The organism is Lelliottia jeotgali (assembly GCF_977070485.1).
This window is the reverse complement of sequence record NZ_CDRVFO010000001.1, coordinates 179,589-204,918: the sequence shown is the minus strand read 5'-3', so window position 1 is coordinate 204,918 and position 25,330 is coordinate 179,589. Positions and strand designations below refer to the sequence as shown.

The following is a 25,330-nucleotide window of genomic DNA, read 5'->3' as shown; positions in this document are numbered from 1 at the left end:
CGCGGCAAATGGAGCGCAAGGATGTGCCAAGGGGCAGAGTTCACTGCGTTACATAAAGCTGTAGCCCCTGCGCGGCCAGGTATCCGGCCGCGCAGGGGCTGACCGGATCAGCTGTAGACGCGACCCAGCAACTGGCGATGGCTCTCGAACTGGTCGAGAACATCACGCACGATCTGCTCAGGCGCGAAGCCCATCAGGTCGTACTCCTGGCTGCCATCGTGCAGGTACACTTCGGCGCGATAGAAGCGCTGGCGCACCTCTGGCTCGCCCTCGACCGGCGCATCGCTCGGTGCGGCCATGTAACCGTCCAGGCTCACTTCGTAAACGAAAGGGTTGCCCTCTTCCATCATCACCCGCAGGCCCATCATGTTGCGCGACTGGCCAACACGGCTCTCGACATCAAAGCCCAGGGTGCGCAGCTGCTCGGCAGCCTCTTTAAGGGCCGGACTGACCTGCCTGTCCATGAAGCGCTGCACCACTGCCTGGGTCGGCTGCAGCTCCAACTGGCTCAGACGCTCACTGAAACCGCGGCGACCACGGGCAGCCAGCTCGGCACGCTCCTGCTCCACGGCAACGTCCTGCTTCATGGCCTTGTACAGGCCGAACATGAACAGTACCAGCACCACCGAGAACGGCAGGCCCGCCAGCACCACCATGGTCTGCATGGCTTCGAAGTTACCGGCGAACAGCAGGCCAATGGTGACCAGGGTGATGATCACCGACCAGAACACCACCATCCAGTGCGGAGCATCTTCGTCGACCTTGCCACCTTTGCACGACAGGTTGGCCATCATCACCGCGCCGGAGTCGGCCGGAGTGAGGAACAGCACGAAGCCCACGAACACCGCCACACCGATCACGATCTTGGCGGCTGGGAAATACTCCAGCAGCTGGTAGATCGACATCGACGGCTGCTCCAGCGCGGTCTTGCCCAGCTCGACGGCGCCCTGGTTGATCACCAGGTCAAGTGCGGTGTTACCGAAGATCGACAACCAGGCCAGGGTGAAGCCCAGCGGGATCAGCAGTACGCCGCAGACCAGTTGGCGCACGGTACGGCCCTTGGAGATACGGGCAATGAACATGCCGACGAACGGACCCCAGGAGATCCACCACGCCCAGTAGAACACGGTCCACAGGCCTAACCAGCGCTCAGAGTTGCCGGCCTCGCCTTCGTAGACATAAAGGTCGAAAGTCTTCAGTACGATGCCGTTGAGGTAGTCGCCGACGTTCTGCACCAGGCCGTTGAGCAGGTGCAGGGTCTCACCGCCCAGCAGCACGAAGATCAGCAAACCACTGAACAGCATAATGTTCAGGTTGGACAGGCGGCGAATACCGTTTTCCACACCTGATACCGCAGCCACCGTAGCCACGCCGGCCATGACCAGAATCACCACCAGCAGGCTGGTCTGGCTGTGGTCCATGCCGAACAGGTATTCAAGGCCCGAGGACACCTGCATCGCGCCGATCCCCAGGTTGGTCACCAGACCCAGCAGGGTGACGAACATGCCAAAGATATCCACGGCGTTGCCAGCAGCACCCTTGACCCAACGCTCACCGACCAGCGGATACAGTGCCGAGCGCAGTGCCAGCGGCTGATTGTGGCGGTAGGCGAAGTAGCCTACTGCCAGACCGACCAGGGCGTAGATCGCCCAGCCATGCAGCCCCCAGTGCAGGAAGGTCAGTTGCAGGCCCTGGCGCGCGGCCTCGAGGCTGGCAGGGGTGCCCTGGGGCGGATTGAAGTAGTGGTCCAGCGGCTCAGAGGCGCCGAAGTACAGCAACGAAATACCGATACCGGAGGAGAACAGCATGCCGGCCCAGGCGCCGTAGCTGAAGTCGGGCTGGTCATCCTTGCCGCCGAGCTTGAGCTTGCCGTAGTCGGAGAACGCCAGGTAAACGACAAACAGCAGGTAACCGCAGATCACCAGCATGTAGTACCAGCCGAAGGTGCGTGTCAGCCACTTCTGGGCCACGCCCAGTACCTGACCGGCAGTTTCGGGAACAGCGATAAGCAAGGCAGTCAAAACGAGGATCATCAGCGCGGAGGTGAAAAACACTACGCGATTGACCCGTACCCTCTCGGCGGGGGGTTTGGTAAGGGAGGCAGAACTCATTGCACGAATGCTCCGGGCAGTGCGGCTGTGGAGGCTAATCAGTCTTTTCCCGAGCAATTGGTGGAATACCCCCACTGCGTCAGGTGTTATAAAAGCAACTTGGAAACCGTGATCCCGAATAGAAACGTTGCAAAACCAGACAGGTGGTCTGCGCAAATGCCTCGCCAAATCAGTTTGGTGCGCGCATTCGTCACAGAGCACCCCGCCCGCTCCAAGGGCCTGCCGCAGGCGCATGGCCGTTGAGCAAATTCTGCATTTCGCATCGCTAATACCCGTCAACACCTTGTATTACGGGGGTTACGCGATTTCCTGGGGTGTCAATTCGTGCCACTGAAACAGCCTTAGAAACTGTCAATGGCACAAATTGTCGCAGAGCTTATTCTTTATTGATTGAACGTTCAATCAAAACAAAATAGACTGGTCCTCGCCGAGTCAGCCGCACTTCGTCTGCTCGCCAGGCCTGAGGAGATAGCAAGATGCCCAAGGTCGGTATGCAACCCATCCGCCGCCAGCAATTGATCGAAGCTACGCTGCAAGCAGTCGATCAGGTCGGCCTGGGAGATGCCAGCATTGCGCTGATTGCCCGTTTGGCCGGTGTGTCGAACGGCATCATCAGTCACTACTTTCAGGACAAGAACGGCCTGATAGCGGCGACGATGCGCTACATCATGAACATGCTCAACGAGGGCGTGATCGCTCGTCGCCAGGCACTGACCGACGACAGTCCGCGAGCCCACCTGAGGGTGATCATCGAAGGCAACTTCGATGCCAGCCAGGTGAATGGCCCGGCAATGAAAACCTGGTTGGCCTTCTGGGCCTGCAGCATGCACCAGCCGTCCTTGCACAGGTTGCAGCGGATCAACGATCACCGCCTGTATTCCAACCTGTGCTGCCAGTTCCGCCGCGCCATGCCGCTCGATGAAGCGCGCACCGCCGCCCGCGGCCTGGCTGCCTTGATCGACGGGCTGTGGCTGCGCGGAGCGCTGTCGGGCGACGCCTTCGACACCGACCAGGCGATACAGATCGCTTACGAATACCTGGAACTACAACTGGCTAAACAGCAGCGCCCGGACACGCAACCACCGGCCTCTGAAAAAATGCGCACAGCCCTTGCCCAGCCGGCCGGAGCGTGACGCGAAAGCCACTCACACACTGCACTTGCGAGGACACTATGGCCCGTTTCGGAACGCAAAAACTCTACATTGACGGCGGTTATGTCGACGCTGGCAGCGATGCCACCTTCGAAGCCATCAACCCGGCGACCGGCGAAGTCCTCGCCCACGTGCAGCGCGCCACTCAGGCCGACGTCGAGAAAGCCGTCGAAAGCGCCGAGCGCGGTCAGAAAATTTGGGCCGCAATGACTGCCATGCAGCGTTCGCGCATCCTGCGCCGTGCCGTCGACATTCTGCGCGAGCGCAACGACGAGCTGGCCATGCTGGAAACGCTGGACACCGGCAAGTCGTACTCCGAAACCCGCTACGTCGACATCGTCACTGGCGCCGACGTGCTGGAATACTACGCAGGCCTGGTACCGGCCATCGAAGGCGAGCAGATTCCGCTGCGTGAAAGCTCGTTCGTCTACACCCGCCGCGAGCCGCTGGGCGTGACCGTCGGTATCGGTGCCTGGAACTACCCGATCCAGATCGCCCTGTGGAAGTCCGCCCCGGCCCTGGCCGCCGGCAACGCGATGATCTTCAAGCCTTCGGAAGTCACCTCGCTGACCACCCTGAAACTGGCGGAGATCTACACCGAAGCCGGCCTGCCGGACGGCGTATTCAACGTGCTGACCGGCAGCGGCCGCGAAGTCGGCACCTGGCTGACCGAACACCCACGCATCGAGAAAGTTTCCTTCACCGGCGGCACCACCACCGGCAAGAAAGTCATGGCCAGCGCTTCGAGCTCCTCGCTCAAGGAAGTCACCATGGAGCTGGGTGGCAAGTCGCCGCTGATCATCTGCGCCGACGCCGACCTGGACAAGGCCGCCGACATCGCCATGATGGCCAACTTCTACAGCTCCGGTCAGGTCTGCACCAACGGTACCCGCGTGTTCATCCCTGCCCAGATGAAAGCGGCCTTCGAAGCCAAGATCGCCGAGCGCGTTGCCCGTATCCGCGCCGGCAACCCGGAAGACGAAAACACCAATTTCGGCCCGCTGGTCAGCTTCCAGCACATGGAAAGCGTGCTGGGCTACATCGCCAAGGGCAAGCAAGAGGGTGCCCGCGTACTGTGCGGCGGCGAGCGTCTGACCGAAGGTGATTTCGCCAAGGGTGCCTTCGTGGCCCCGACCGTGTTCACCGATTGCACCGACGACATGACCATCGTCAAGGAAGAGATCTTCGGCCCGGTGATGAGCATCCTCACCTACGAAACCGAAGAAGAAGTCATCCGTCGCGCCAATGACACCGAATACGGCCTGGCCGCAGGCGTGTGCACCAACGACATCACCCGCGCCCACCGCATCATCCACAAGCTCGAAGCCGGCATCTGCTGGATCAACGCCTGGGGTGAATCGCCGGCCGAAATGCCGGTCGGTGGCTACAAGCAGTCGGGCGTCGGCCGTGAAAACGGCATCAGCTCGCTGGCGCAATACACTCGCATCAAGTCGGTCCAGGTCGAACTGGGCGGCTACTCGTCGGTCTTCTAAGAAACTCAGCTCCAGGCCGCGAGCTACTAGCTGCAAGCAAGAGCCGGTTGCATCCACGCCACCGGCCCTTGCAGCCCTAATCCATTCGCGAGCTTCGCACGGCTGTGTTTTCTTGCAGCTTGTAGCTTGAAGCTTGCCGCTGCTTTCGAGGAGAAAGCCCATGGAATACGATTACATCATCGTTGGTGCCGGCTCGGCCGGTAACACCCTGGCCACTCGCCTGACTGAAGACGCCAGCGTCACCGTCCTGCTGCTCGAAGCCGGTGGCCCCGACTACCGCTTCGACTTCCGCACCCAGATGCCGGCCGCCCTGGCATTCCCGCTCCAAGGCCGTCGCTACAACTGGGCCTACGAGACCGACCCGGAGCCGCATATGGACGGCCGCCGCATGGAATGTGGCCGCGGCAAGGGCCTGGGTGGTTCCTCGCTGATCAACGGCATGTGCTACATCCGCGGTAACGCCCTGGACTTCGACGGCTGGGCTAAGTTGCCGGGCCTGGAAGACTGGGCTTACCTGGACTGCCTGCCGTACTTCCGCAAGGCGGAAACCCGTGACATCGGCCCCAACGATTACCACGGTGGCGAAGGCCCGCTCAGCGTTGCCACGCCCAAAGCTGGCAACAACCCGCTGTTCAACGCCATGGTCGAGGCCGGCGTCCAGGCCGGTTACCCGCGCACTGAAGACCTGAACGGCTACCAGCAGGAAGGCTTCGGTCCGATGGACCGTTCGGTGACCAAGAACGGCCGCCGCTCCAGCACCGCCCGCGGTTACCTGGACCAGGCCAAGAAGCGCCCGAACCTGACCATCGTCACCCATGCCCTGAGCGACCGCGTGCTGTTCGAAGGCAAGCGCGCCGTTGGCGTGACCTACCTGGTCGGCGACAGTGAAGAGCGCGTCGAAGCCCGCGCCCGCAAGGAAGTCATCGTAAGCTCTGGCGCCATCGCCTCGCCGCAACTGCTGCAGCGCTCCGGCGTGGGCCCGCGCGCCCTACTGGAGAGCCTCGACATCCCGGTCGTGCACGACCTGCCGGGCGTCGGCGAGAACCTGCAGGATCACCTCGAGCTTTACCTGCAATACGCCTGCACCCAGCCGGTGTCGCTGTACCCGTCGCTGCTGTGGTGGAACCAGCCGGCCATCGGTGCCGAGTGGCTGTTCAACGGCACCGGCATCGGCGCCAGCAACCAGTTCGAGGCAGGCGGTTTCATCCGTACCCGCCCTGAGTTCGAATGGCCGAACATTCAGTACCACTTCCTGCCTGTCGCGATTAACTACAACGGTTCCAACGGCGTGAAGGAACACGGTTTCCAGGCACATATGGGCTCGATGCGTTCGCCTAGCCGTGGCCGCATCCAGGTCAAGTCCAAGGACCCTCGCCAGCACCCGAGCATCCTGTTCAACTACATGGCCACCGAGCAGGACTGGCAGGAGTTCCGTGACGGTATCCGCCTGACTCGCGAGATCATGGCCCAGCCAGCGCTGGACCCGTACCGTGGCCGTGAAATCAGCCCGGGCGCGCACGTCCAGACGGACGAAGAGCTGGACAAGTTCATCCGCGAGCACGCCGAAACCGCCTTCCACCCGTCCTGCTCGTGCAAGATGGGTACCGACGACATGGCGGTGGTCGATGGCGAAGGCCGCGTGCACGGCATGCAGGGCCTGCGTGTAGTGGATGCGTCGATCATGCCGATCATCATCACCGGCAACCTCAACGCCACCACGATCATGATCGCCGAGAAAATTTCGGACAAGATCCGCAACCGCAAGCCGCTGCCTCGCAGCACTGCCAAGTACTACGTGGCCAACGGCGCCCCGGTAAAAGGCAAGCCAATGCGTGAAGTGAAGCAGGCCTGACCTGCAACAGCCTCATCGCCGGCATAGGCAACACAAGGAAAGGCACCCACCGCGGTGCCTTTTCTACATCTGCAGAAACGCTTTACATGCTGCCAATTCATCAGGTTAGAATCGATTGGCACGCGACCTGCTAGTTCTTCAAAGCTATCGAGTCCTCTTCCCCGCGTTATCCCGGAGTACCTGCCTTTGGATGCAAGCACCATCAACAGCCTGTTCCTGATCGGCGCATTGCTGGTGGGCGCAAGTATCCTGGTCAGTTCGCTGTCGTCGCGCCTTGGCATTCCAATCCTGGTCATCATCCTCGCGGTCGGCATGCTCGCAGGCGTGGATGGTGGCGGCATCATCTTCAACAACTACCCGACCGCCTACCTGGTGGGCAACCTGGCACTGGCGGTGATCCTGCTCGACGGCGGCCTGCGCACGCGGGTAGCGAGCTTCCGCGTGGCGTTGTGGCCGGCGTTGTCGCTTGCCACCGTCGGCGTGATGATCACCACTGCCCTCACCGGACTGGTCGCGGCCTGGCTGTTTGACCTCAGCCTCATCCAGGGCCTGCTGATCGGCGCCATCGTCGGCTCCACAGACGCCGCAGCGGTGTTCTCGCTGCTCGGGGGCAAAGGCCTGAACGAACGGGTCACGGCCACGCTGGAGATCGAATCGGGCAGCAACGACCCCATGGCCGTATTCCTCACCGTCACCCTGATCGACATGATCGCCAGCGGTCAGACAGGGCTGCACTGGAGCCTGCTGGGGCACCTGCTGCGCGAGTTCGGCATCGGTGGCCTGCTGGGCCTGGGCGGTGGCTGGCTGATGCTGCAACTGGTCAACCGGATCAACCTGGCCGGTGGCCTGTACCCTATTCTGGTCATCGCTGGCGGGCTGGCGGTGTTCTCGCTGACCAACGCCCTGCACGGCAGCGGCTTCCTAGCCGTTTACCTGTGCGGCCTGGTGCTGGGCAACAAACCGATCCGCAGCCGTCACGGCATCCTGCACATGCTCGACGGCATGGCCTGGCTCGCCCAGATCGGCATGTTCCTGGTGTTGGGGCTGCTGGTCACCCCGCATGACCTGCTGCCGATCGCCCTGCCGGCGCTGGGCCTGGCGCTGTGGATGATCCTGATCGCGCGGCCGCTGTCGGTGGTTGCCGCCCTGCTGCCGTTCAAGGCCTTCCACGGCCGCGAGAAAGCCTTCATTTCCTGGGTCGGCCTGCGCGGCGCGGTACCCATCATCCTTGCGGTGTTTCCGCTGATGGCCGGGCTGCCTGACGCGCAGCTGTTCTTCAACCTGGCGTTCTTCATCGTGCTGGTATCGCTGCTGGTACAGGGCACCAGCCTGCCGTGGATGGCCAAGCTGTTGAAAGTCACGGTACCACCGGACCCGGCGCCGATCTCGCGCTCTGCGCTCGAGGTGCACATCACCAGCGAGTGGGAGTTGTTCGTCTATCGCCTGGGTGCGGAGAAGTGGTGCATCGGTGCCGCCCTGCGCGAACTGAAGATGCCCGAGGGCACGCGTATTGCCGCACTGTTCCGTGGCGAACAGTTATTGCATCCCTCCGGCAGCACCGTACTCGAAGTCGGCGACATGCTCTGCGTGATCGGCCACGAACATAACCTGCCAGCGCTGGGCAAGCTGTTCAGCCAAGCCCCGCAACGCGGCCTGGACCTGCGTTTCTTCGGCGACTTCGTGCTCGAGGGCGATGCCGAACTGGGCGCGGTGGCAGCTCTTTACGGCCTGAAACTCGACGGCCTGGACGCAAAAATGCCGCTGGCGCAGTTCATCCGACAGAAGGTCGGGGGCGCTCCAGTAGTGGGCGATCAGGTGGAATGGCACGGCACGATCTGGACCGTGGCGACCATGGACGGGAACAAGATCCAGAAAGTGGGCGTCAGATTCCCCGAAGGAACGCGACCCGGACCAGGATTGTTCCTCTAAACTCCGAATCTGCATGATCCACAAGTAGTCTGCCTATGTCCCTGCGCGTGTACCTTCGCACAGCCCTGCTCGGGCTGTGCCTGTCCCTGTCGTTCGCCGCTGCTGCGGCCGAAGCGCCGAGCGCTGCCAGTATCCAGAACAGCCTCGACAAGATCGCCGAACGCAAGCTGCCCGAGGCCGATCAGAAGGCCTTGCAGCAGGTGCTCGAACAAACCCTGAGCCTGCTTGCCAACAAGGAAGACAGCGAGAAGAAGCTTGCCGCGCTCAAGCAGCAGCTGGCTGACGCCCCCAAAGAGACCAGCGACAGCCAGAAAGAACTGGCCAAGCTCAAGGCCAGCAAGCCACAACCGGTCGCCCAGCGCTACGCCAGCCTTAGCGTGCCGCAACTGGAGCAGATGCTCAGCGAACGCAACACCCTGCAGGGCGAGCTGCAAAAAGCGCTGTCCGACGCCAACAGCCTGATCATCAATTCGCAGACCCGCCCCGAGCGCGCTCAGGCTGAGATCAGCAACAACCAGACCCGCAGCCAGCAGATCAACACTATCCTCAAGAGCGGCAAGGATGGCGGCAAATCAATCAATGCCGACCAGCGTAACCAGCTCAATGCGGAACTGGCTTCGCTCAACGCCGTGACCCTGCTGCGCCGCCAGGAGCTGGCCGGCAACGGCCTGCTGCAAGACCTGGGCAACGCCCGCCACGACCTGCTGATTGAACGCACCGCTCGCCTGGAGCAGGAAATCCAGGACCTGCAGACGCTGATCAATGAGAAGCGTCTGGCCCAATCCCAGCAAACCGTCACCCAGCAGTCGATCGAAGCGCAGAAGGCTGGTGGCAGCAGCCTGCTGGCCAGCGAAAGCGCAGCCAACCTCAAGCTCTCTGACTACCTGCTCAAGAGCACCGACCGCCTTAACGAGCTGACCCAGCAGAACCTGCGCACCAAGCAGCAGCTCGACAGCCTGACCCAGGCCGACCAGGCCCTGGACGAGCAGATCAGCGTACTCAAAGGCAGCCTGCTGCTGTCGAAGATCCTCTACAAGCAGAAACAAGCCCTGCCGCATCTGAAGCTTGACCGCGACCTGGCAGACCAGATCGCCGACATCCGCCTGTACCAGTTCGAGATCAACCAGCAACGCGAGCAGATGAGCAGCCCGGTGACCTACGTCGACAAACTGCTGGCCAACCAGCCGCAGCAAGACGTCACCCCGGCCTTGCGCAAGGCTCTGCTGGAAGTGGCGATCACCCGCAGCGACCTGCTCGAGCGCCTTAACCGCGAGCTGTCGGCCCTGCTCAACGAATCGATCACCCTGCAGCTCAACCAGAAGCAGCTGCTCAGCACTGCGCAAGGCCTGCGCACCACGCTCGACGAGCAGATGTTCTGGATCCCGAGCAACAAGCCGCTGGACTGGGACTGGTTGAAGACTGTTCCGGAACGCTTTGCCAAGCAGGTCGCCGACCTGCCCTGGGGCTCTGGCCTGAAGGAGCTGGGCGACGGGCTGAGCCAGCGCCCATTGCTGTTCCTGCCGTTGCTGCTGGTGATCGGCGCCCTGCTGTGGCGCCGCAAGTACCTCTACCAACGGCTGAACAAGGTGCACCAGGATATCGGCCATTTCCGCCGTGACAGCCAGTGGCATACGCCCCAGGCGATCCTGATCAACATCCTCCTGGCTATGCCAGTGAGCCTGGGCCTTGCCCTGTGCAGCTATGCCTTGCAGATCGACGCCCGAGGGCAGAATGCCAACCTTGGCTCCGCGCTCTGGCAACTGGCCCAGGCCTGGCTGGTGTTCTACACCGCCTACCGCATCCTCGCTCCCGGCGGAGTGGCAGAAATTCACTTCCGCTGGCACAAGCCTCAGGTCGAGTTCCTGCGCGGCTGGGTGCGCAGGCTCGGCACCGTGGTGCTGGCGCTGGTCGGCGTCGTGGCGGTGGCCGAGCACCAGCCGTCGGCACTGGCCGACGACGTGCTGGGCATCGGGGTAGTGCTGACCTGTTATGCACTGATGGCCTGGCTACTCAGCCGCCTGTTGCTGAGCAGCCCCGCGCACCGCGACGCCTCGCTGTTCCGCAGGGCCGTCGGGCTGGCCTTCACAGCCTTGCCGATCGCCCTGTTCGTGGCGGTCTGCTTTGGCTATTACTACACCGCACTCAAACTCACCGACCGGCTGATCTACACCCTTTACCTGCTGATGTTCTGGCTGGTGATCGAGGCCGCCTTCGTACGCGGCCTGTCGGTTGCCGCGAGGCGCCTGGCCTACCAGCGTGCCCTGAGCAAGCGTGCGGCAGCCAAGGAAGGCCTGGATGGCGAAGTCATTACCGAGGAGCCGACGCTGGACATCGAGCAGGTCAACCAGCAGTCGTTGCGCCTGATCCGCCTGGCCTTGCTCGGTGGCTTCATTGCCGGCCTGTACTGGGTGTGGGCCGACTTGATCACGGTGTTCGCCTACCTCAACAACTTCACCCTGTACGAATACACCAGCGGTACCGGCACGGCCGCCAGCATGGTGCCGATCAGCCTCGGCGACCTGCTTGGTGCACTGGTGATCGTCGGCATTACCTTCGCCCTGGCCGGCAACTTGCCGGGCCTGCTGGAGGTGCTGGTGCTGTCGCGGCTGAACCTGGCCCAGGGCAGCGCCTATGCCACCACCACCCTGCTGTCGTACACCATCGTCGGGATCGGCATCGTCAGTACCCTGTCGACCCTCGGCGTAAGCTGGGACAAGTTGCAGTGGCTGGTGGCAGCCCTTTCGGTCGGCCTGGGCTTCGGCATGCAGGAGATCTTCGCCAACTTCATCTCCGGCATCATGATCCTGTTCGAGCGCCCGGTGCGCATCGGCGACACCATCACCATCGGCAACCTGTCCGGCACCGTGAGCAAGATCCGTATCCGCGCCACCACCATCACCGACTTCGACCGCAAGGACATCATCGTCCCCAACAAGACCTTCATCACCGGCCAGCTGATCAACTGGTCGCTCACCGATACGGTCACCCGCGTCACGCTGAAACTGGGCATCGACTACGGCTCCGACCTGGACCTGGTGCGCGAGCTGCTGCTCAAGGGCGCCCACGAGAACCCACGGGTGCTCAAGGACCCGGAGCCGCTCGTGTACTTCCTCAATTTCGGCGAAAGCTCGCTGGACCACGAACTGCGCATGCATGTACGGGACCTGGGCGACCGCAACCCGACGCTGGACGAGATCAACCGCTTTATCAATCGCGAGTTCAAAGCGCACAACATCAAGATCTCTGTTCGCCAGGTCGAGGTGTACCTGATGGACATGCAGGGCGGCAAGCAGCAGCTGATACCGGCGGAGCAGCCAAAACCGGATGGTACTCAACCAGTGTGAGTAGACGCCGTAGCGCTTGAACACCCAAAATACATACGAGGGCTGCGCCCTCGATCGCCGGCAAGCCGGCTCCCACAGGGTCCGCGCCGCTGCGATAGTCATGTGGGAGCCGGCTTGCCGGCGATTGGGCCGCAAAGCGGCCCCTTGGCACCGATCCCCAGGAGCAGCCCGTGAAAGCCCTCGACCAACTCACCTTCGACAACCGCTTCGCCCGCCTGGGCGATGCGTTCTCCACTCAGGTCCTGCCAGAACCCATCGCAGATCCGCGCCTTGTCGTAGCAAGCAAGTCGGCCATGGCCTTGCTCGACCTGGACCATGCTCAGGCCGATACGCCCGTGTTCGCCGAATTGTTCAGCGGGCACAAGCTCTGGGAAGAGGCCGATCCGCGCGCGATGGTCTATTCCGGCCACCAGTTCGGCTCCTACAACCCGCGCCTGGGCGATGGCCGCGGCCTGCTGCTGGCCGAGGTAGTCAACGACGCGGGCGAGCACTGGGACCTGCACCTCAAGGGTGCTGGCCAGACGCCCTACTCGCGCATGGGCGACGGCCGCGCAGTGCTGCGTTCTTCCATTCGCGAGTTTCTCGCATCCGAGGCCCTGCACGCCTTGGGTATCGCCACCAGCCGGGCACTGTGCGTGATCGGCTCCAGCACCCCGGTATGGCGCGAAACCCGCGAGAGCGCCGCCATGCTCACCCGCCTGGCGCAGAGCCATGTGCGCTTCGGCCACTTCGAATATTTCTACTACACCAAGCAACCGGAACAGCAGCGGGTACTGATCGACCATGTGCTGGAACAGCACTACCCCGAATGCCGTGGGGCCGAGCAACCATACCTGGCCATGTTCCGCACCATCGTTGAGCGTAACGCCGAACTGATTGCTCACTGGCAGGCGTACGGCTTCTGCCATGGGGTGATGAACACCGACAACATGTCGATCCTGGGCATCACCTTCGATTTTGGCCCCTATGCCTTCCTCGACGACTTCGACGCCAACTTCATCTGCAACCATTCCGATGATCGTGGCCGCTACAGCTATGCCAACCAGGTGCCGATAGCCCACTGGAACCTCAGCGCGCTGGCCCAGGCCCTGACCACCGTGATCGAGGTCGAGCCTTTGAAGGAGGCGTTGGGGCTGTTCCTGCCACTGTACCAGGCACATTACCTGGACCTTATGCGCCGACGCCTTGGCCTGACCACGGCCGAGGACGACGACATGGCGCTGGTCGAGCGCCTGCTGCAACGCATGCAGAGCGGGGGTGTGGACTACAACCTGTTCTTCCGCAGGCTGGGCGAACAACCGGTAGCCGAGGCACTCAAGGGCGTACGCGACGATTTCATCGACCTGGCAGGTTTCGATGCCTGGGGCGCGGACTATCTGGCCCGCTGTGAGCGTGAAGCCGGTAATGGCGATGGGCGCCGCGAGCGTATGCATGCGGTGAACCCGCTGTACGTGCTGCGCAATTACCTGGCGCAAAAAGCCGTCGAAGCCGCCGAGGCCGGTGACTACAGTGAAGTGCGGCGGCTGCATCAGGTGCTGAGCACGCCATTCGAGGAACAAGCAGGAATGCAGGCCTACGCCGAGCGACCGCCAGAATGGGGCAAACACTTGGAAATCAGCTGCTCCTCATGATGGCTGACCGCAGTACCGGCCTCATCGCCGGCAAGCCGGCTCCCACAGGGACCCCACTGGACCTGGGTCTTGTGCGAAACCTGTGGGCACCGGCCGGCCGGCGGTAGGGTCCAAACAAACACTACAAGGAAACGACATGTCCGACCCACTGCTGATCCCTTGCCCCCACTGCGACGGCCTCAACCGCCTGCCTGCCACCCGCCTGGGCGATGCGCCGAAATGCGGCCGCTGCAAACAGGATGTGCTGTTGGGCCGGTCGTTCGAGCTCAGCGAACGCAACTACGCCAGCCAGATCAAAGGCGACCTGCCGCTGCTGATCGACGTCTGGGCCGACTGGTGCGGCCCGTGCAAGTCCTTCGCCCCCACCTTCGAACAGGCCGCGCGCCAGCTCAACGGCCGCTGCCGCCTGGCCAAGCTCGACAGTGAAGCCAACCGCAACCTTGCTGGCCAGTTGGGTATCCGTTCGATTCCCAGCCTGATCCTGTTCAAGAACGGCCGCGAAGTCAGCCGCCAGGCTGGCGCGTTTCCACTGCAGTCGTTGCTGGAGTGGCTACGCAGCCAAGGGGTTTAAGCGTTTTCCTCGAGCAGCGAGTGCAGCTCGACAAACTGCTGGGTCAGCTTGTGCCGTGGCTCCAGGTGGATCAGCGGTAAACTGGCGTGGTGCGACTCGCGCATCTTTACCGAACTGCTCAGGTATACAGGCAATACCGGCAGGCCTTCGGCCAGCAGTTCGTCGAGCATCTGCTGGGGCAGGCTGGCGCGGGACTGGAACTGATTGACGACAATGCCTTCGACCACCAGCTCTTCGTTGTGGTCATCCTTCAACTCTTCGATCTCAGCCAGCAGCCCATACAGCGCCTGGCGCGAGAAACTGTCGCAGTCGAACGGGATCAGCACACGGTCTGCCGCAATCAGCGCGGATACCGCATAGAAGTTGAGCGCAGGCGGCGTATCGACGTAGATCCGCTCGTAATCCTCGTCGAGCTCGTCGAGCAACTTACGCAGCTTGTTGATCTTGTGCTTGGCCTCAAGCTTGGGCTGCAAATCGGCCAGCTCGGACGTGGCGGTGATCACATGCAGGTTGTCGAACGGGGTTTCGTAGATATCGACCTTGTTCTTCTTGCTGAACGGCCCGCTGGAGAGGCTTTGCTTGAAGAAATCGGCGATGCCCATTGGAATGTCTTCGCCGGTTAGGCCGGTCAGGTACTGAGTCGAGTTGGCCTGGGCATCCAGGTCGATCAGCAGGGTCCGATAACCCTCGCTGGCGCTGACCGCCGCCAGATTGCAAGCGATGCTCGACTTGCCCACGCCACCTTTCTGATTGAACACCACGCGCCGCATGAGAGACCTCCGTGTATCAACGAATGCCCGAGTATGTGGCGGAGCAGCGGCATTGGCCAGCGCCAATTGCCCCACGCCGATGGCAAGGGTTCAATGGACCCCTGCGGTTACGCCCGTCAGCAATTCGGCAAAGGCCTTGGCCATTGCCGACCCGCCATGTTGACGCTGGACCAGCCATACAGCAGAGGTGGCGCCTTCATCCAGAAGCGTTCGGTACACCACGCCCTCGATGCGCATGCGCTGAAAGGAAGCGGGCAGAATCGACACCCCAAGCCCCGCCGACACCAGCCCAATGATGGTCATGGCCTCCCCTGCTTCCTGGGCGAAATGCGGATTGAACCCTGCCTGCCGCGCCAGGCTCAGCAACTGGGCGTGTAACCCACTGCCGTAACTGCGCGGAAAGAACACGAACGGTTCATGGGCCAGCGCGGCCATGTGTACGCCGTGCTCGGTGCCCTCGGCCAGCGCATGTGAGGCATTGATCACCGCCACCAGCGGTTCGCGAAACAGTTCGGTGGCCACCAGCCCTTCCGGCAAGGGCATGGGGCGCATCAGCCCGACCTCGATGGACTCGTCGAACACCCCTTCGGCGACATCGCGGCTGCTCATTTCCTTGAGGTTCAAGTGCACCGCCGGGAAGCGCCGGCGGAAGGCATGAATCGCCTTGGGAATCTTCGAGGTAAACGGCGCCGACGACGTAAAGCCGATCTTCATTTCGCCCAGCTCACCCAATTGCGCACGGCGCGCAACATCGGCCGCCTTCTCCACCTGCGCGAGTACCTGGCGGGCTTCCTCGAGGAACAGCCGCCCGGCCTCACTCAGCTCGACCCGACGATTGGTACGCTCGAACAGGCGCGCGCCCAGTTCCTGTTCAAGGGCCTGGATCTGTTGACTCAGGGGTGGCTGAGAGATACCCAACTGCAGGGCCGCACGCCCGAAGTGCAGCTCTTCGGCAACCGCAATGAAGTAACGCAGGTGGCGCAGTTCCATGAAGCCTCCCTAATAGGTCGTAAAACATCTTAAATAGGTCGAACAATATATTGGATCTAATCATTAGCCAGCTATATGCTTTTTCCATTGCGCCAGAGGTACCCGCCCGTGAAAACTGCTGTAGCCCCCCTTCCTGCCGACCCCGAGCCTGCCCCGCTGAACGATATCTGGATCGAGAAAGGCACCCCTGCCTTCATGAAGACCGTATTGGCCCTTTTCAGCGGCGGCTTCGCGACCTTCGCCCTGCTGTATTGCGTGCAGCCGATGATGCCGCTGCTGTCGCAGGAGTTTTCGATCAATGCCGCGCAGAGCAGCCTGGTACTGTCGGTGTCGACCGGCATGCTGGCGTTCGGCCTGCTGATCACCGGGCCGATTTCCGACCGCATCGGGCGCAAGCCGGTGATGGTTTTTGCGCTGCTCTGCGCAGCGTTATCGACCATCGTCAGCGCGGTGATGCCGACGTGGGAAGGCGTACTCGCCACGCGGGCGTTGGTGGGTCTGTCGCTGAGCGGCCTGGCGGCTGTGGCGATGACCTACCTGAGTGAAGAAATCCACCCGCAGCACATTGGCCTGGCCATGGGCTTGTATATCGGTGGCAATGCCATCGGCGGCATGAGCGGCCGCCTGATCACCGGTGTTCTGATCGACTTCGTCAGCTGGCACACGGCAATGCTGACCATCGGCGGCCTGGCCCTGATCGCCGCGCTGGTGTTCTGGAAGGTGCTACCCGAATCGCGAAATTTCAGGGCGCAGACGCTCAAACCGCGCAGCCTGCTGGACGGCTTCGTCATGCACTTCAAGGACGCGGGCCTGCCTTGGCTGTTCCTCGAAGCCTTCCTGCTGATGGGCGCGTTCGTCACCCTGTTCAACTACATCGGCTATCGCTTGCTGGCCGAGCCCTATCACATGAACCAGGCGCTGGTCGGTCTGCTCTCGGTGGTCTATCTGTCGGGTATCTACAGCTCGGCGCAAGTGGGTGCGCTGGCAGATAAACTTGGGCGCCGGCGGGTGTTCTGGGCGAGCATTCTGGTCATGGCGGCCGGGCTGTTGATGACATTGGCCAGCCCACTGGTGATGATTATCGTTGGGATGCTGATCTTTACTTTCGGCTTCTTCGGAGCGCACTCGGTGGCCAGCAGCTGGATCGGCCGCCGAGCGCTGAAGGCCAAGGGGCAGGCTTCTTCGCTGTACCTGTTCTGCTATTACGCGGGATCGAGTGTGGCCGGGACGGCAGGCGGGGTATTCTGGCACCAATGGGGCTGGAGTGGCATCGGGCTGTTCATCGGCAGCCTCCTGGCGGTAGCGTTGCTGGTGGCGTTGCACCTTAGCAAGCTGGCGCCCAAGGCTGCCTGAAACAGGGCTGCTCTGCAGCCCAATCGCCGGCAAGCCGGCTCCCACAGGTAAACCACTGTAATCAAGGGCAGTGGGATACCTGTGGGAGCCGGCTTGCCGGCGATTGGGGCTTCAGATCAGTTCACGATCTCGACAATGTCCACATCCATTTCACGGCTCATCAGGTGCTTTTCCACCTCACCGGTCAGCTTGACCTTGGTCTTGTCGTTGAACGGCGTCGGCGGCAGGTCTTCATCGTCGATCTCAACGGTGATGGTGCCGGTGCTGTCCTTGAATTCGTACTTGTCGTCGTTGTCGATCTTCTTAGTGACATAGCCCTGCAGCACCACGGGGGTGTCATCGGCTGCGTCACTGGCAGCGGCAACGGTAGTCACCGACTGGGCGCCCGGGCCGGTGTAGCCGGCGGCCAATGCAGCGGTACTGAAGAAGGGGGCGAGGATCAGGGCAAGGTAACGAGTTTTCATGAGGATCGGGTCCTGTTTCGGTTTCGATGGGACCAGATTAGCGACGATCGCTGAATTAAAACTTAATGCAACAAAAACCGGCCCGCGGGCTAGTGCCGGTCAGTTAGCGCTATCAGGGCCGCTTTGCGGCCCCAATCGCTTGCCTGACTAGCATTCAGATCACTGGTGATACTGCGCCGACAGCTCATGCACGGCGTTGATGAACACACCCGCATGCTCCGGGTCGACCTCCGGCGTAATGCCGTGACCGAGGTTGAACACATGGCCGGTACCTTTGCCATAGCTCGCCAGGATACGTGCCACTTCGTTGCGAATGGCCTCGGGCTTGGCGTACAGCACGGTCGGGTCCATGTTGCCTTGCAGGGCAACCTTGTCGCCAACGCGGCGGCGGGCGTCGCCGATCTCGCAGGTCCAGTCCAGGCCCAGGGCATCAGCGCCGGCTTCGGCGATGCTCTCCAGCCACAGGCCGCCGTTCTTGGTGAACAGGATTACCGGCACCTTGCGCCCATCGTGCTCACGGATCAGGCCGCTGACGATCTTGCGCATGTAGGCCAGGGAGAACTCCTGATACGCCGCCGCCGACAGGTTGCCGCCCCAGGTATCGAAGATCTGCACGGCCTGGGCGCCAGCCAGGATCTGCCCGTTGAGGTAGCTGGTGACCGACTGTGCCAGCTTGTCCAGCAACAAGTGCAGGGCTTGCGGGTTGTCGTAGGCCATCGCCTTGGTCTTGCGGAAGTCTTTGGACGAACCGCCTTCGACCATGTAGGTGGCCAAGGTCCACGGGCTGCCGGAGAAACCGATCAGCGGCACACGGCCGTTCAGCTCGCGCCGAATGGTACTGACGGCATCCATTACGTAGCCGAGGTCTTTTTGCGGATCAGGGATTGGCAGGGCTTCGATATCGGCCGGGGTGCTGATGACCTTCTTGAAACGCGGACCTTCGCCGGTCTCGAAGTACAGGCCCAGGCCCATGGCATCAGGAATGGTGAGGATGTCCGAGAACAGGATCGCTGCGTCAAGCGGGTAGCGCTCCAGCGGCTGCAGGGTGACCTCACAGGCGAACTGCGGGTTCATGCAAAGGCTCATGAAGTCACCGGCCTTGGCGCGGCTGGCGCGGTATTCCGGCAGGTAGCGGCCGGCCTGGCGCATCATCCATACAGGGGTGACGTCTACGGGTTGCTTGAGCAGTGCACGCAGGAAACGATCGTTCTTCAGGGCAGTCATGTCGGCATCCGGCAAAAAAGTGCGGGCATTTTCTCAGACGCCAGCGCAAAAGGCACGGTTGAGACCATGCGTTTTGTCTATTGGGTGCCGTGGATCAAGCAATTTTGTATACAAAAAATGATGGGGCCGCTGTCCGGCCCCATCGGAGCCATCAGACTTCGAGGTAATCCAGGATACCTTCGGCAGCGGTACGACCTTCGAAAATGGCGGTCACCACCAAGTCCGAACCGCGCACCATATCGCCACCGGCGAATATTTTCGGGTTGCTGGTCTGGTGCTTGAACTTGCCTTTTTCCGGGGCCACCACGCGGCCTTGGCTGTCCATCTGGATGCCATGCTGCTCGAACCAGGGTGCCGGGCTCGGGCGGAAGCCGAACGCGATCACCACGGCGTCCGCCGGGAGGATTTCTTCGGAGCCCGGGATTGGCTCAGGGCTGCGGCGGCCACGGGCATCAGGCTCGCCAAGACGGGTCTCGACCACCTTCACGCCTTCGACCTTGTCTTCACCGACGATGGCGATCGGCTGACGGTTGTAGAGGAATTTCACGCCTTCTTCCTTGGCGTTCTTAACCTCTTTGCGCGAGCCCGGCATGTTGGCTTCGTCACGACGGTAGGCACAGGTCACCGCCTTGGCGCCCTGGCGGATCGAGGTGCGGTTGCAGTCCATTGCGGTGTCGCCACCGCCCAGCACCACGACTTTCTTGCCCTGCATGTCGACGAAGTCTTCCGGCGACTTCTCGAAGCCCAGGTTGCGGTTGACGTTGGCGATCAGGAAGTCCAGCGCGTCATGCACGCCAGGCAGATCCTCGCCTGGGAAGCCGCCTTTCATGTAGGTGTAGGTACCCATACCCATGAACACGGCGTCGTACTCGGCGAGCAGTTGTTCCATGGTGATGTCGGTGCCCACTTCGGTGTTCAGGCGGAACTCGATACCCATGCCGGTGAAGACTTCGCGACGATTGCTCAGCACGGTCTTTTCCAGCTTGAACTCAGGGATGCCGAAGGTCAGCAAGCCGCCGATTTCAGGGTTCTTGTCAAACACCACCGGGGTAACCCCGGCGCGCACCAGCACGTCGGCACAGCCCAGGCCCGCCGGGCCAGCACCGATGATGGCAACGCGCTTGCCGGTCGGTTTGACCTTGGACATGTCCGGGCGCCAGCCCATGGCGAAAGCGGTGTCGGTGATGTATTTCTCCACCGAACCGATGGTCACCGCGCCGAAGCCATCGTTCAGTGTGCAGGCACCCTCGCACAGGCGGTCCTGCGGACACACACGGCCGCAGACTTCCGGCAGGGTATTGGTCTGGTGCGAGAGTTCCGCCGCAGCCAGGATGTTGCCTTCGGAGACCAGCTTCAACCAGTTAGGGATGAAGTTGTGCACCGGGCACTTCCACTCGCAATACGGGTTACCGCAGCCCAGGCAGCGGTGTGCCTGCTCTACGGACTGCTGGGGTTTGAAGGGCTCGTAGATTTCCACGAACTCCTTCTTGCGCTGGCGCAGCAGCTTTTTCTTCGGGTCCTTTCGGCCCACTTCGATGAACTGGAAGTCGTTACTCAGACGTTCAGCCATTTTTCAAAACCTCTTAACAGCAGCTGCAAGCTACAAGCTGCAAGCCGCAAGACGATCACTTAAGCCGGGCAAACCTCGAGCTGCTCTTACTTGCAGCTTGAGGCTTGCCACTTGCAGCTGTTTTTACTGCGGGTTGGCACGGGTGCTGGACAGCAGTTGCTTGAGGTTGGCCGCCTTCGGCTTGACCAGCCAGAAGCGCCGCACGTAATCGTCCAGGTTCTCCGAGAGCTCACGCCCCCACTCGCTGCCGGTTTCTTCCACGTATTCGCCAAGGACCCGCGCCAGGTGGCTACGGTAGGCTTCCATCGCTTCACCACTGATACGCTGGATTTCCACCAGTTCGTGGTTAAGTTTGTCGACGAAGCTGTTGTCCATGTCGAGCACGTAGGCGAAGCCGCCAGTCATGCCAGAGCCGAAGTTGTAACCGGTCTTGCCCAGAACGCAGACAAAGCCACCGGTCATGTATTCACAGCAGTGATCGCCAGTACCCTCGACAACAGCGTGGGCGCCGGAGTTACGCACAGCAAAGCGCTCGCCTGCGGTGCCGGCGGCGAACAGCTTGCCGCCCGTGGCGCCGTACAGGCAGGTGTTGCCGACGATAGCGCTGTGCTGGGTTTCGAACGGGCTGCCCGCTGGCGGCACGATGGTGACCTTGCCACCGGTCATGCCTTTGCCGACGTAGTCGTTGGCGTCACCTTCCAGGTACAGGTTCAGACCACCGGCGTTCCACACGCCGAAGCTCTGGCCCGCGGTACCCTTGAAGCGGAAGGTGATCGGCGCTGCGGCCATGCCCTGGTTGCCGTGCAGCTTGGCGATTTCGCCGGAGATGCGCGCACCAATGGAGCGGTCACAGTTGCAGATGTCGAGCGCGAACTCGCCACCGGCCTGATCGCGGATGGCCGGCAGGGCCATTTCGACCATCTTCTCGGCCAGCTCGCCCTTGTCGAACGGCGGGTTCTTGTCGACTTCGCAGAACTGCGGCTTGTCGGCCGGGATGTGCGAGCTGCCCAGCAGCGGCGACAGGTCCAGGTAGTGCTGGCGTTCGGTATCGCCTGGCAGCACGTCGAGCAGGTCGGTCCGGCCGATCAGCTCGCCCAGGCTGCGAACACCCAGCTTGGCCAGCCACTCGCGGGTTTCCTCGGCGACGAAGGTGAAGAAGTTGATCACCATGTCGACGGTGCCGATGTAGTGGTCCTTGCGCAGCTTGTCGTTCTGCGTGGCCACGCCAGTGGCGCAGTTGTTCAGGTGGCAGATGCGCAGGTATTTGCAGCCCAGGGCGATCATCGGTGCGGTACCGAAGCCAAAGCTTTCGGCACCGAGGATAGCGGCCTTGATTACATCCAGACCGGTCTTCAGGCCGCCGTCGGTCTGTACCCGTACCTTGCCGCGCAGGTCGTTGCCGCGCAGGGTCTGGTGGGTTTCGGCCAGGCCCAGTTCCCACGGAGCGCCGGCGTACTTGATAGAGGTCAGCGGCGAAGCACCGGTACCACCGTCATAACCTGAGATGGTGATCAGGTCGGCATAGGCCTTGGCCACGCCAGCGGCGATGGTGCCAACGCCTGCCTCTGCCACCAGCTTGACCGATACCAGGGCTTGAGGGTTGACCTGCTTGAGGTCATAGATCAGCTGGGCCAGGTCTTCGATCGAGTAGATATCGTGGTGCGGTGGCGGCGAGATCAGGGTCACGCCCGGTACCGCATAGCGCAGCTTGGCGATCAGGCCGTTGACCTTGCCGCCTGGCAACTGGCCGCCCTCGCCCGGTTTGGCGCCCTGGGCAACCTTGATCTGCAGAACCTCGGCATTGACCAGGTATTCCGGGGTCACGCCGAAGCGGCCGGTGGCCACCTGCTTGATCTTGGAGCTGCGGATGGTGCCGTAACGCGACGGGTCTTCACCGCCCTCACCGGAGTTGGAGCGCGCGCCCAGGCGGTTCATGGCCTCGGCCAGCGCTTCGTGAGCCTCTGGCGACAGCGCACCCAGCGAGATACCGGCGGAGTCGAAGCGCTTGAGGATCGCCTCCAGCGGCTCGATCTGATCCAGCGGCAGGGCCTCGTCGGCCACCTTCACTTTCAGCAGGTCGCGGATCATCGACACCGGGCGCTGGTCGACCAGCGTGGTGTACTCCTTGAACTTGGCGTAGTCGCCCTGCTGCACGGCGGCCTGCAGAGTATTGACCACATCCGGGTTGTAGGCGTGGTACTCGCCACCGTGGACGAACTTGAGCAGGCCACCCTGCTGGATCGGCTTGCGTGCGCTCCAGGCCTCAGCGGCGAGCAGCTTCTGGTCGCCCTCGAGGTCGACGAAACGCGCACCCTTGATACGGCTGGAGACGCCTTTGAAGCTCAGGCCGACGACTTCTTCGGCCAGGCCCACAGCTTCGAACAGCTGGGCGCCACGGTAGGAGGCGATGGTGGAGATGCCCATCTTCGACAGGATCTTCAGCAGGCCCTTGGAGATGCCTTTGCGGTAGTACTTGAAGACTTCGTCCAGGTCGCCCAGCACTTCGCCGGTGCGGATCAGGTCGGCCAGCACTTCATACGCCAGATACGGGTATACCGCAGAGGCGCCGAAGCCCAGCAGCACGGCGAAGTGGTGCGGGTCACGGGCGGTGGCGGTTTCGACCAGAATGTTGCTGTCGCAACGCAGGCCCTTTTCTGTCAGGCGGTGGTGGACCGCGCCAACGGCGAACGAAGCATGCACCGGCAGCTTGCCCGGTGCGATGTAACGGTCGCTGAGTACCAGCTGGGTCTTGCCCGCGCGGACCGCTTCTTCAGCCTGGTCGGCGATGTTACGGATGGCCGCTTCCAGGCCAATGCCTTCCTCGTAGTTGAGGTCGATCAGCTGGCGGTCGAAGCCTTCGCGTTCCAGATTCATCAGCGAACGCCACTTGGCGGGCGAGATGACCGGGGAGCTGAGGATTACCCGCGAGGCGTGCTCTGGAGATTCCTGGAAGATGTTGCGCTCGGCACCCAGGCAGATTTCCAGCGACATGACGATCGCTTCGCGCAGCGGGTCGATCGGCGGGTTGGTGACCTGGGCGAACTGCTGGCGGAAGAAGTCGTAAGGCGAACGCACGCGCTGCGACAGCACGGCCATTGGCGTGTCGTCACCCATCGAACCGACCGCTTCCTGGCCTTGCTCACCGAGTGGGCGCAGAACCTGGTCACGCTCCTCGAAAGTGACCTGGAACATCTTCATGTACTGCTTGAGCTGGTCAGCGTCGTAGCTGGCCGCGCCCTGGTCGTCGGTGAGCGTCGCCTGGATGCGCAAGGCGTGCTGACGGAGCCAGCGCTTGTACGGGTGGCGCGACTTCAGGCGGTTGTCGATGGCATCGGTGTCGAGGATGTGGCCGGTCTCGGTATCCACGGCGAAGATCTGGCCTGGGCCGACACGGCCCTTGGCGATTACATCCTCAGGCTTGTAGTCCCACACGCCAATTTCCGACGCCAGGGTGATATAGCCATTCTTGGTGGTCACCCAGCGCGCCGGGCGCAGGCCGTTGCGGTCAAGCAGGCAGACCGCATGGCGGCCTTCGGTCATGACGATGCCGGCCGGACCATCCCACGGCTCCATGTGCATGGAATTGTATTCATAGAACGCGCGCAGGTCGGCGTCCATGGTCTCGACGTTCTGCCAGGCTGGCGGTACCAGCATGCGCACGCCGCGGAACAGGTCGATACCGCCGGTGACCATCAGCTCTAGCATGTTGTCCATGCTCGAGGAGTCGGACCCTACGCGGTTGACCAGCGGGCCGAGCTCTTCGAGGTCGGGGATCTGGTCGTTGGCGAACTTGGTGCGACGGGCCATGGCCCAGTTGCGGTTACCGGTGATGGTGTTGATCTCGCCATTGTGGGCGAGGAAGCGGAACGGCTGCGCCAGCGGCCATTTCGGCAGGGTGTTGGTAGAGAAGCGCTGGTGGAACACGCAGATTGCGGTTTGCAGGCGCTCGTCGTCCAGGTCTGGGTAGAAGGCCGCGAGATCGCGCGGCATCATCAGGCCTTTGTAGATGATGGTCTTGTGCGAGAAGCTGCAGATGTAGTGGTCGGCGTCGTGGGCGTTGGCCACGGACGAACGGCGACGGGCACTGAACAGCTTGATGGCGAATTCCTGATCGCTCAGGCCTTCACCGCCGATGAACACCTGTTCGATCTGCGGCAGGCGCTCCAGCGCCAGGCGGCCTAGCACGCTGGTGTCGATCGGAACTTTGCGCCAGCCAACCAGGGTCAGGCCGGCAGCGATGATTTCGCGGTCCATGTTGGCGCGAGCGGCTTCTGCTTTTACCGGGTCCTGATTGAAGAACACCATGCCAACGGCGTACTGCTTGGGCAGCTCGACGGCAAAGTGTTCCTGGGCCACGGCGCGCAGGAATTGATCGGGTTTCTGCATGAGCAGACCGCAACCGTCACCGGTCTTGCCGTCGGCGTTGATGCCGCCGCGGTGGGTCATGCAAGTCAGGGCCTGCATGGCAGTTTGCAGAAGGTGGTGGCTGGGTTCGCCCGTCATATGGGCGATCAGGCCAAAACCACAGTTGTCCTTGAATTCTTCGGGATGGTACAGACCTGTTTTCATAGACACTTTCTCACCAGGTTCACCTCTCAACCGGAGGCAAATCTCTTTTTTAACAACCACTTACCATCCACGCCGATCAAATGCCAGCTTTTTTGCGGTGGCCATGGAAAACCATTGTTGCACAGCGACAGCGATGCCCACAAATTTTCATGTCTCACCATTGAAAATTTATGTCGCTATTTTGAATGTTTTTGCGCCATGCGCCGTGATAGCGGCTTGGCTCGAGTCTGAAGCGTTTCAGCCATGACTGCAAGGTTGGCTTGTGGCCGGCAGCCTGGGACAGAAAAGCCTGCCGCGCTCGGGCGCAG

General features: G+C 62.1%; 15 protein-coding genes. 8 read left to right on the top strand and 7 right to left on the bottom strand.

Annotation, left to right across the window (positions count from 1 at the left end):
- Positions 1-107 precede the first annotated feature (107 nt).
- Complete coding sequence (locus tag ACW4TB_RS00935; RefSeq protein WP_012312347.1) at positions 108-2,111, bottom strand: BCCT family transporter; 2,004 nt, start codon at positions 2,109-2,111, stop codon at positions 108-110.
- A gap of 476 nt (positions 2,112-2,587) precedes the next feature.
- On the opposite strand from ACW4TB_RS00935, the gene betI reads away from it, so the two are divergent.
- The 7 genes from betI (at position 2,588) to trxC (ending at position 14,082) form a co-directional block, all read left to right on the top strand.
- The gene (betI, locus tag ACW4TB_RS00930) at positions 2,588-3,244 is read left to right on the top strand and encodes a transcriptional regulator BetI (RefSeq protein ID WP_279929237.1); all 657 of its coding nucleotides are present in this window, start codon (positions 2,588-2,590) and stop codon (positions 3,242-3,244) included.
- 38 nt (positions 3,245-3,282) lie between these two features.
- Positions 3,283-4,755, top strand: a complete 1,473-nt coding sequence (betB, locus tag ACW4TB_RS00925) for a betaine-aldehyde dehydrogenase (RefSeq protein WP_012312345.1) — start codon at positions 3,283-3,285, stop codon at positions 4,753-4,755.
- A gap of 160 nt (positions 4,756-4,915) precedes the next feature.
- Positions 4,916-6,607: a choline dehydrogenase gene (gene betA / locus ACW4TB_RS00920; RefSeq protein WP_012312344.1), complete on the top strand. Its 1,692-nt coding sequence runs from the start codon at positions 4,916-4,918 to the stop codon at positions 6,605-6,607.
- A 186-nt stretch (positions 6,608-6,793) separates the two neighbouring features.
- Complete coding sequence (locus ACW4TB_RS00915) at positions 6,794-8,536, top strand: potassium/proton antiporter (RefSeq protein WP_012312343.1); 1,743 nt, start codon at positions 6,794-6,796, stop codon at positions 8,534-8,536.
- A gap of 35 nt (positions 8,537-8,571) precedes the next feature.
- A complete protein-coding gene (mscK, locus tag ACW4TB_RS00910) occupies positions 8,572-11,880 on the top strand; it encodes a mechanosensitive channel MscK (RefSeq protein ID WP_254467031.1) in 3,309 nt (1,102 codons plus the stop codon).
- A gap of 170 nt (positions 11,881-12,050) precedes the next feature.
- Positions 12,051-13,511 (top strand): protein adenylyltransferase SelO, encoded by a 1,461-nt coding sequence (selO, locus tag ACW4TB_RS00905; protein WP_455828202.1) that lies wholly within the window; start codon positions 12,051-12,053, stop codon positions 13,509-13,511.
- A gap of 136 nt (positions 13,512-13,647) precedes the next feature.
- Positions 13,648-14,082: a thioredoxin TrxC gene (gene trxC, locus ACW4TB_RS00900; RefSeq protein WP_012312340.1), complete on the top strand. Its 435-nt coding sequence runs from the start codon at positions 13,648-13,650 to the stop codon at positions 14,080-14,082.
- On the opposite strand, the gene ACW4TB_RS00895 is transcribed toward trxC, so the two are convergent.
- Entirely contained in the window at positions 14,079-14,852 is a 774-nt protein-coding gene (locus tag ACW4TB_RS00895) for a ParA family protein (protein ID WP_279929247.1), read from the bottom strand. The genes trxC and ACW4TB_RS00895 overlap by 4 nt on opposite strands.
- A 90-nt stretch (positions 14,853-14,942) precedes the next feature.
- Positions 14,943-15,842 carry a LysR substrate-binding domain-containing protein gene (locus ACW4TB_RS00890; protein ID WP_455828201.1) on the bottom strand — a complete coding sequence of 300 codons (900 nt, stop codon included), beginning with the start codon at positions 15,840-15,842 and terminating at the stop codon, positions 14,943-14,945.
- 75 nt (positions 15,843-15,917) lie between these two features.
- On the opposite strand from ACW4TB_RS00890, the gene ACW4TB_RS00885 reads away from it, so the two are divergent.
- Positions 15,918-17,195, top strand: a complete 1,278-nt coding sequence (locus tag ACW4TB_RS00885) for an MFS transporter (protein WP_455842871.1) — start codon at positions 15,918-15,920, stop codon at positions 17,193-17,195.
- A gap of 116 nt (positions 17,196-17,311) precedes the next feature.
- Here the strand turns inward: ACW4TB_RS00885 and ACW4TB_RS00880 are convergent, their stop codons facing one another.
- The 4 genes from ACW4TB_RS00880 to gltB all read right to left on the bottom strand — a co-directional run bounded on the left by ACW4TB_RS00880 (position 17,312) and on the right by gltB (position 25,022).
- Positions 17,312-17,659, bottom strand: coding sequence for a YgiW/YdeI family stress tolerance OB fold protein (locus tag ACW4TB_RS00880; protein ID WP_279929251.1), 348 nt, complete (start codon positions 17,657-17,659; stop codon positions 17,312-17,314).
- Between the two features lie 159 nt (positions 17,660-17,818).
- Complete coding sequence (gene hemE, locus ACW4TB_RS00875; RefSeq protein WP_115273378.1) at positions 17,819-18,883, bottom strand: uroporphyrinogen decarboxylase; 1,065 nt, start codon at positions 18,881-18,883, stop codon at positions 17,819-17,821.
- Positions 18,884-19,034: 151 nt separating this feature from the next.
- A complete protein-coding gene (locus tag ACW4TB_RS00870; RefSeq protein ID WP_279929256.1) occupies positions 19,035-20,453 on the bottom strand; it encodes an FAD-dependent oxidoreductase in 1,419 nt (472 codons plus the stop codon).
- A 123-nt stretch (positions 20,454-20,576) separates the two neighbouring features.
- Positions 20,577-25,022: a glutamate synthase large subunit gene (gene gltB / locus ACW4TB_RS00865; RefSeq protein WP_254467027.1), complete on the bottom strand. Its 4,446-nt coding sequence runs from the start codon at positions 25,020-25,022 to the stop codon at positions 20,577-20,579.
- Positions 25,023-25,330: the final 308 nt, after the last annotated feature.

What these genes read in the sequence shown, in the direction of transcription:
- ACW4TB_RS00935 (WP_012312347.1), bottom strand. Translation starts at nt 2,111, where the DNA reads ATGAGTTCTGCCTCCCTTACCAAACCCCCCGCCGAGAGGGTACGGGTC.
- betI (WP_279929237.1), top strand. Translation starts at nt 2,588, where the DNA reads ATGCCCAAGGTCGGTATGCAACCCATCCGCCGCCAGCAATTGATCGAA.
- betB (WP_012312345.1), top strand. Translation starts at nt 3,283, where the DNA reads ATGGCCCGTTTCGGAACGCAAAAACTCTACATTGACGGCGGTTATGTC.
- betA (WP_012312344.1), top strand. Translation starts at nt 4,916, where the DNA reads ATGGAATACGATTACATCATCGTTGGTGCCGGCTCGGCCGGTAACACC.
- mscK (WP_254467031.1), top strand. Translation starts at nt 8,572, where the DNA reads ATGTCCCTGCGCGTGTACCTTCGCACAGCCCTGCTCGGGCTGTGCCTG.
- trxC (WP_012312340.1), top strand. Translation starts at nt 13,648, where the DNA reads ATGTCCGACCCACTGCTGATCCCTTGCCCCCACTGCGACGGCCTCAAC.
- ACW4TB_RS00895 (WP_279929247.1), bottom strand. Translation starts at nt 14,852, where the DNA reads ATGCGGCGCGTGGTGTTCAATCAGAAAGGTGGCGTGGGCAAGTCGAGC.
- ACW4TB_RS00890 (WP_455828201.1), bottom strand. Translation starts at nt 15,842, where the DNA reads ATGGAACTGCGCCACCTGCGTTACTTCATTGCGGTTGCCGAAGAGCTG.
- ACW4TB_RS00885 (WP_455842871.1), top strand. Translation starts at nt 15,918, where the DNA reads ATGCTTTTTCCATTGCGCCAGAGGTACCCGCCCGTGAAAACTGCTGTA.
- ACW4TB_RS00880 (WP_279929251.1), bottom strand. Translation starts at nt 17,659, where the DNA reads ATGAAAACTCGTTACCTTGCCCTGATCCTCGCCCCCTTCTTCAGTACC.
- hemE (WP_115273378.1), bottom strand. Translation starts at nt 18,883, where the DNA reads ATGACTGCCCTGAAGAACGATCGTTTCCTGCGTGCACTGCTCAAGCAA.
- ACW4TB_RS00870 (WP_279929256.1), bottom strand. Translation starts at nt 20,453, where the DNA reads ATGGCTGAACGTCTGAGTAACGACTTCCAGTTCATCGAAGTGGGCCGA.
- gltB (WP_254467027.1), bottom strand. Translation starts at nt 25,022, where the DNA reads ATGAAAACAGGTCTGTACCATCCCGAAGAATTCAAGGACAACTGTGGT.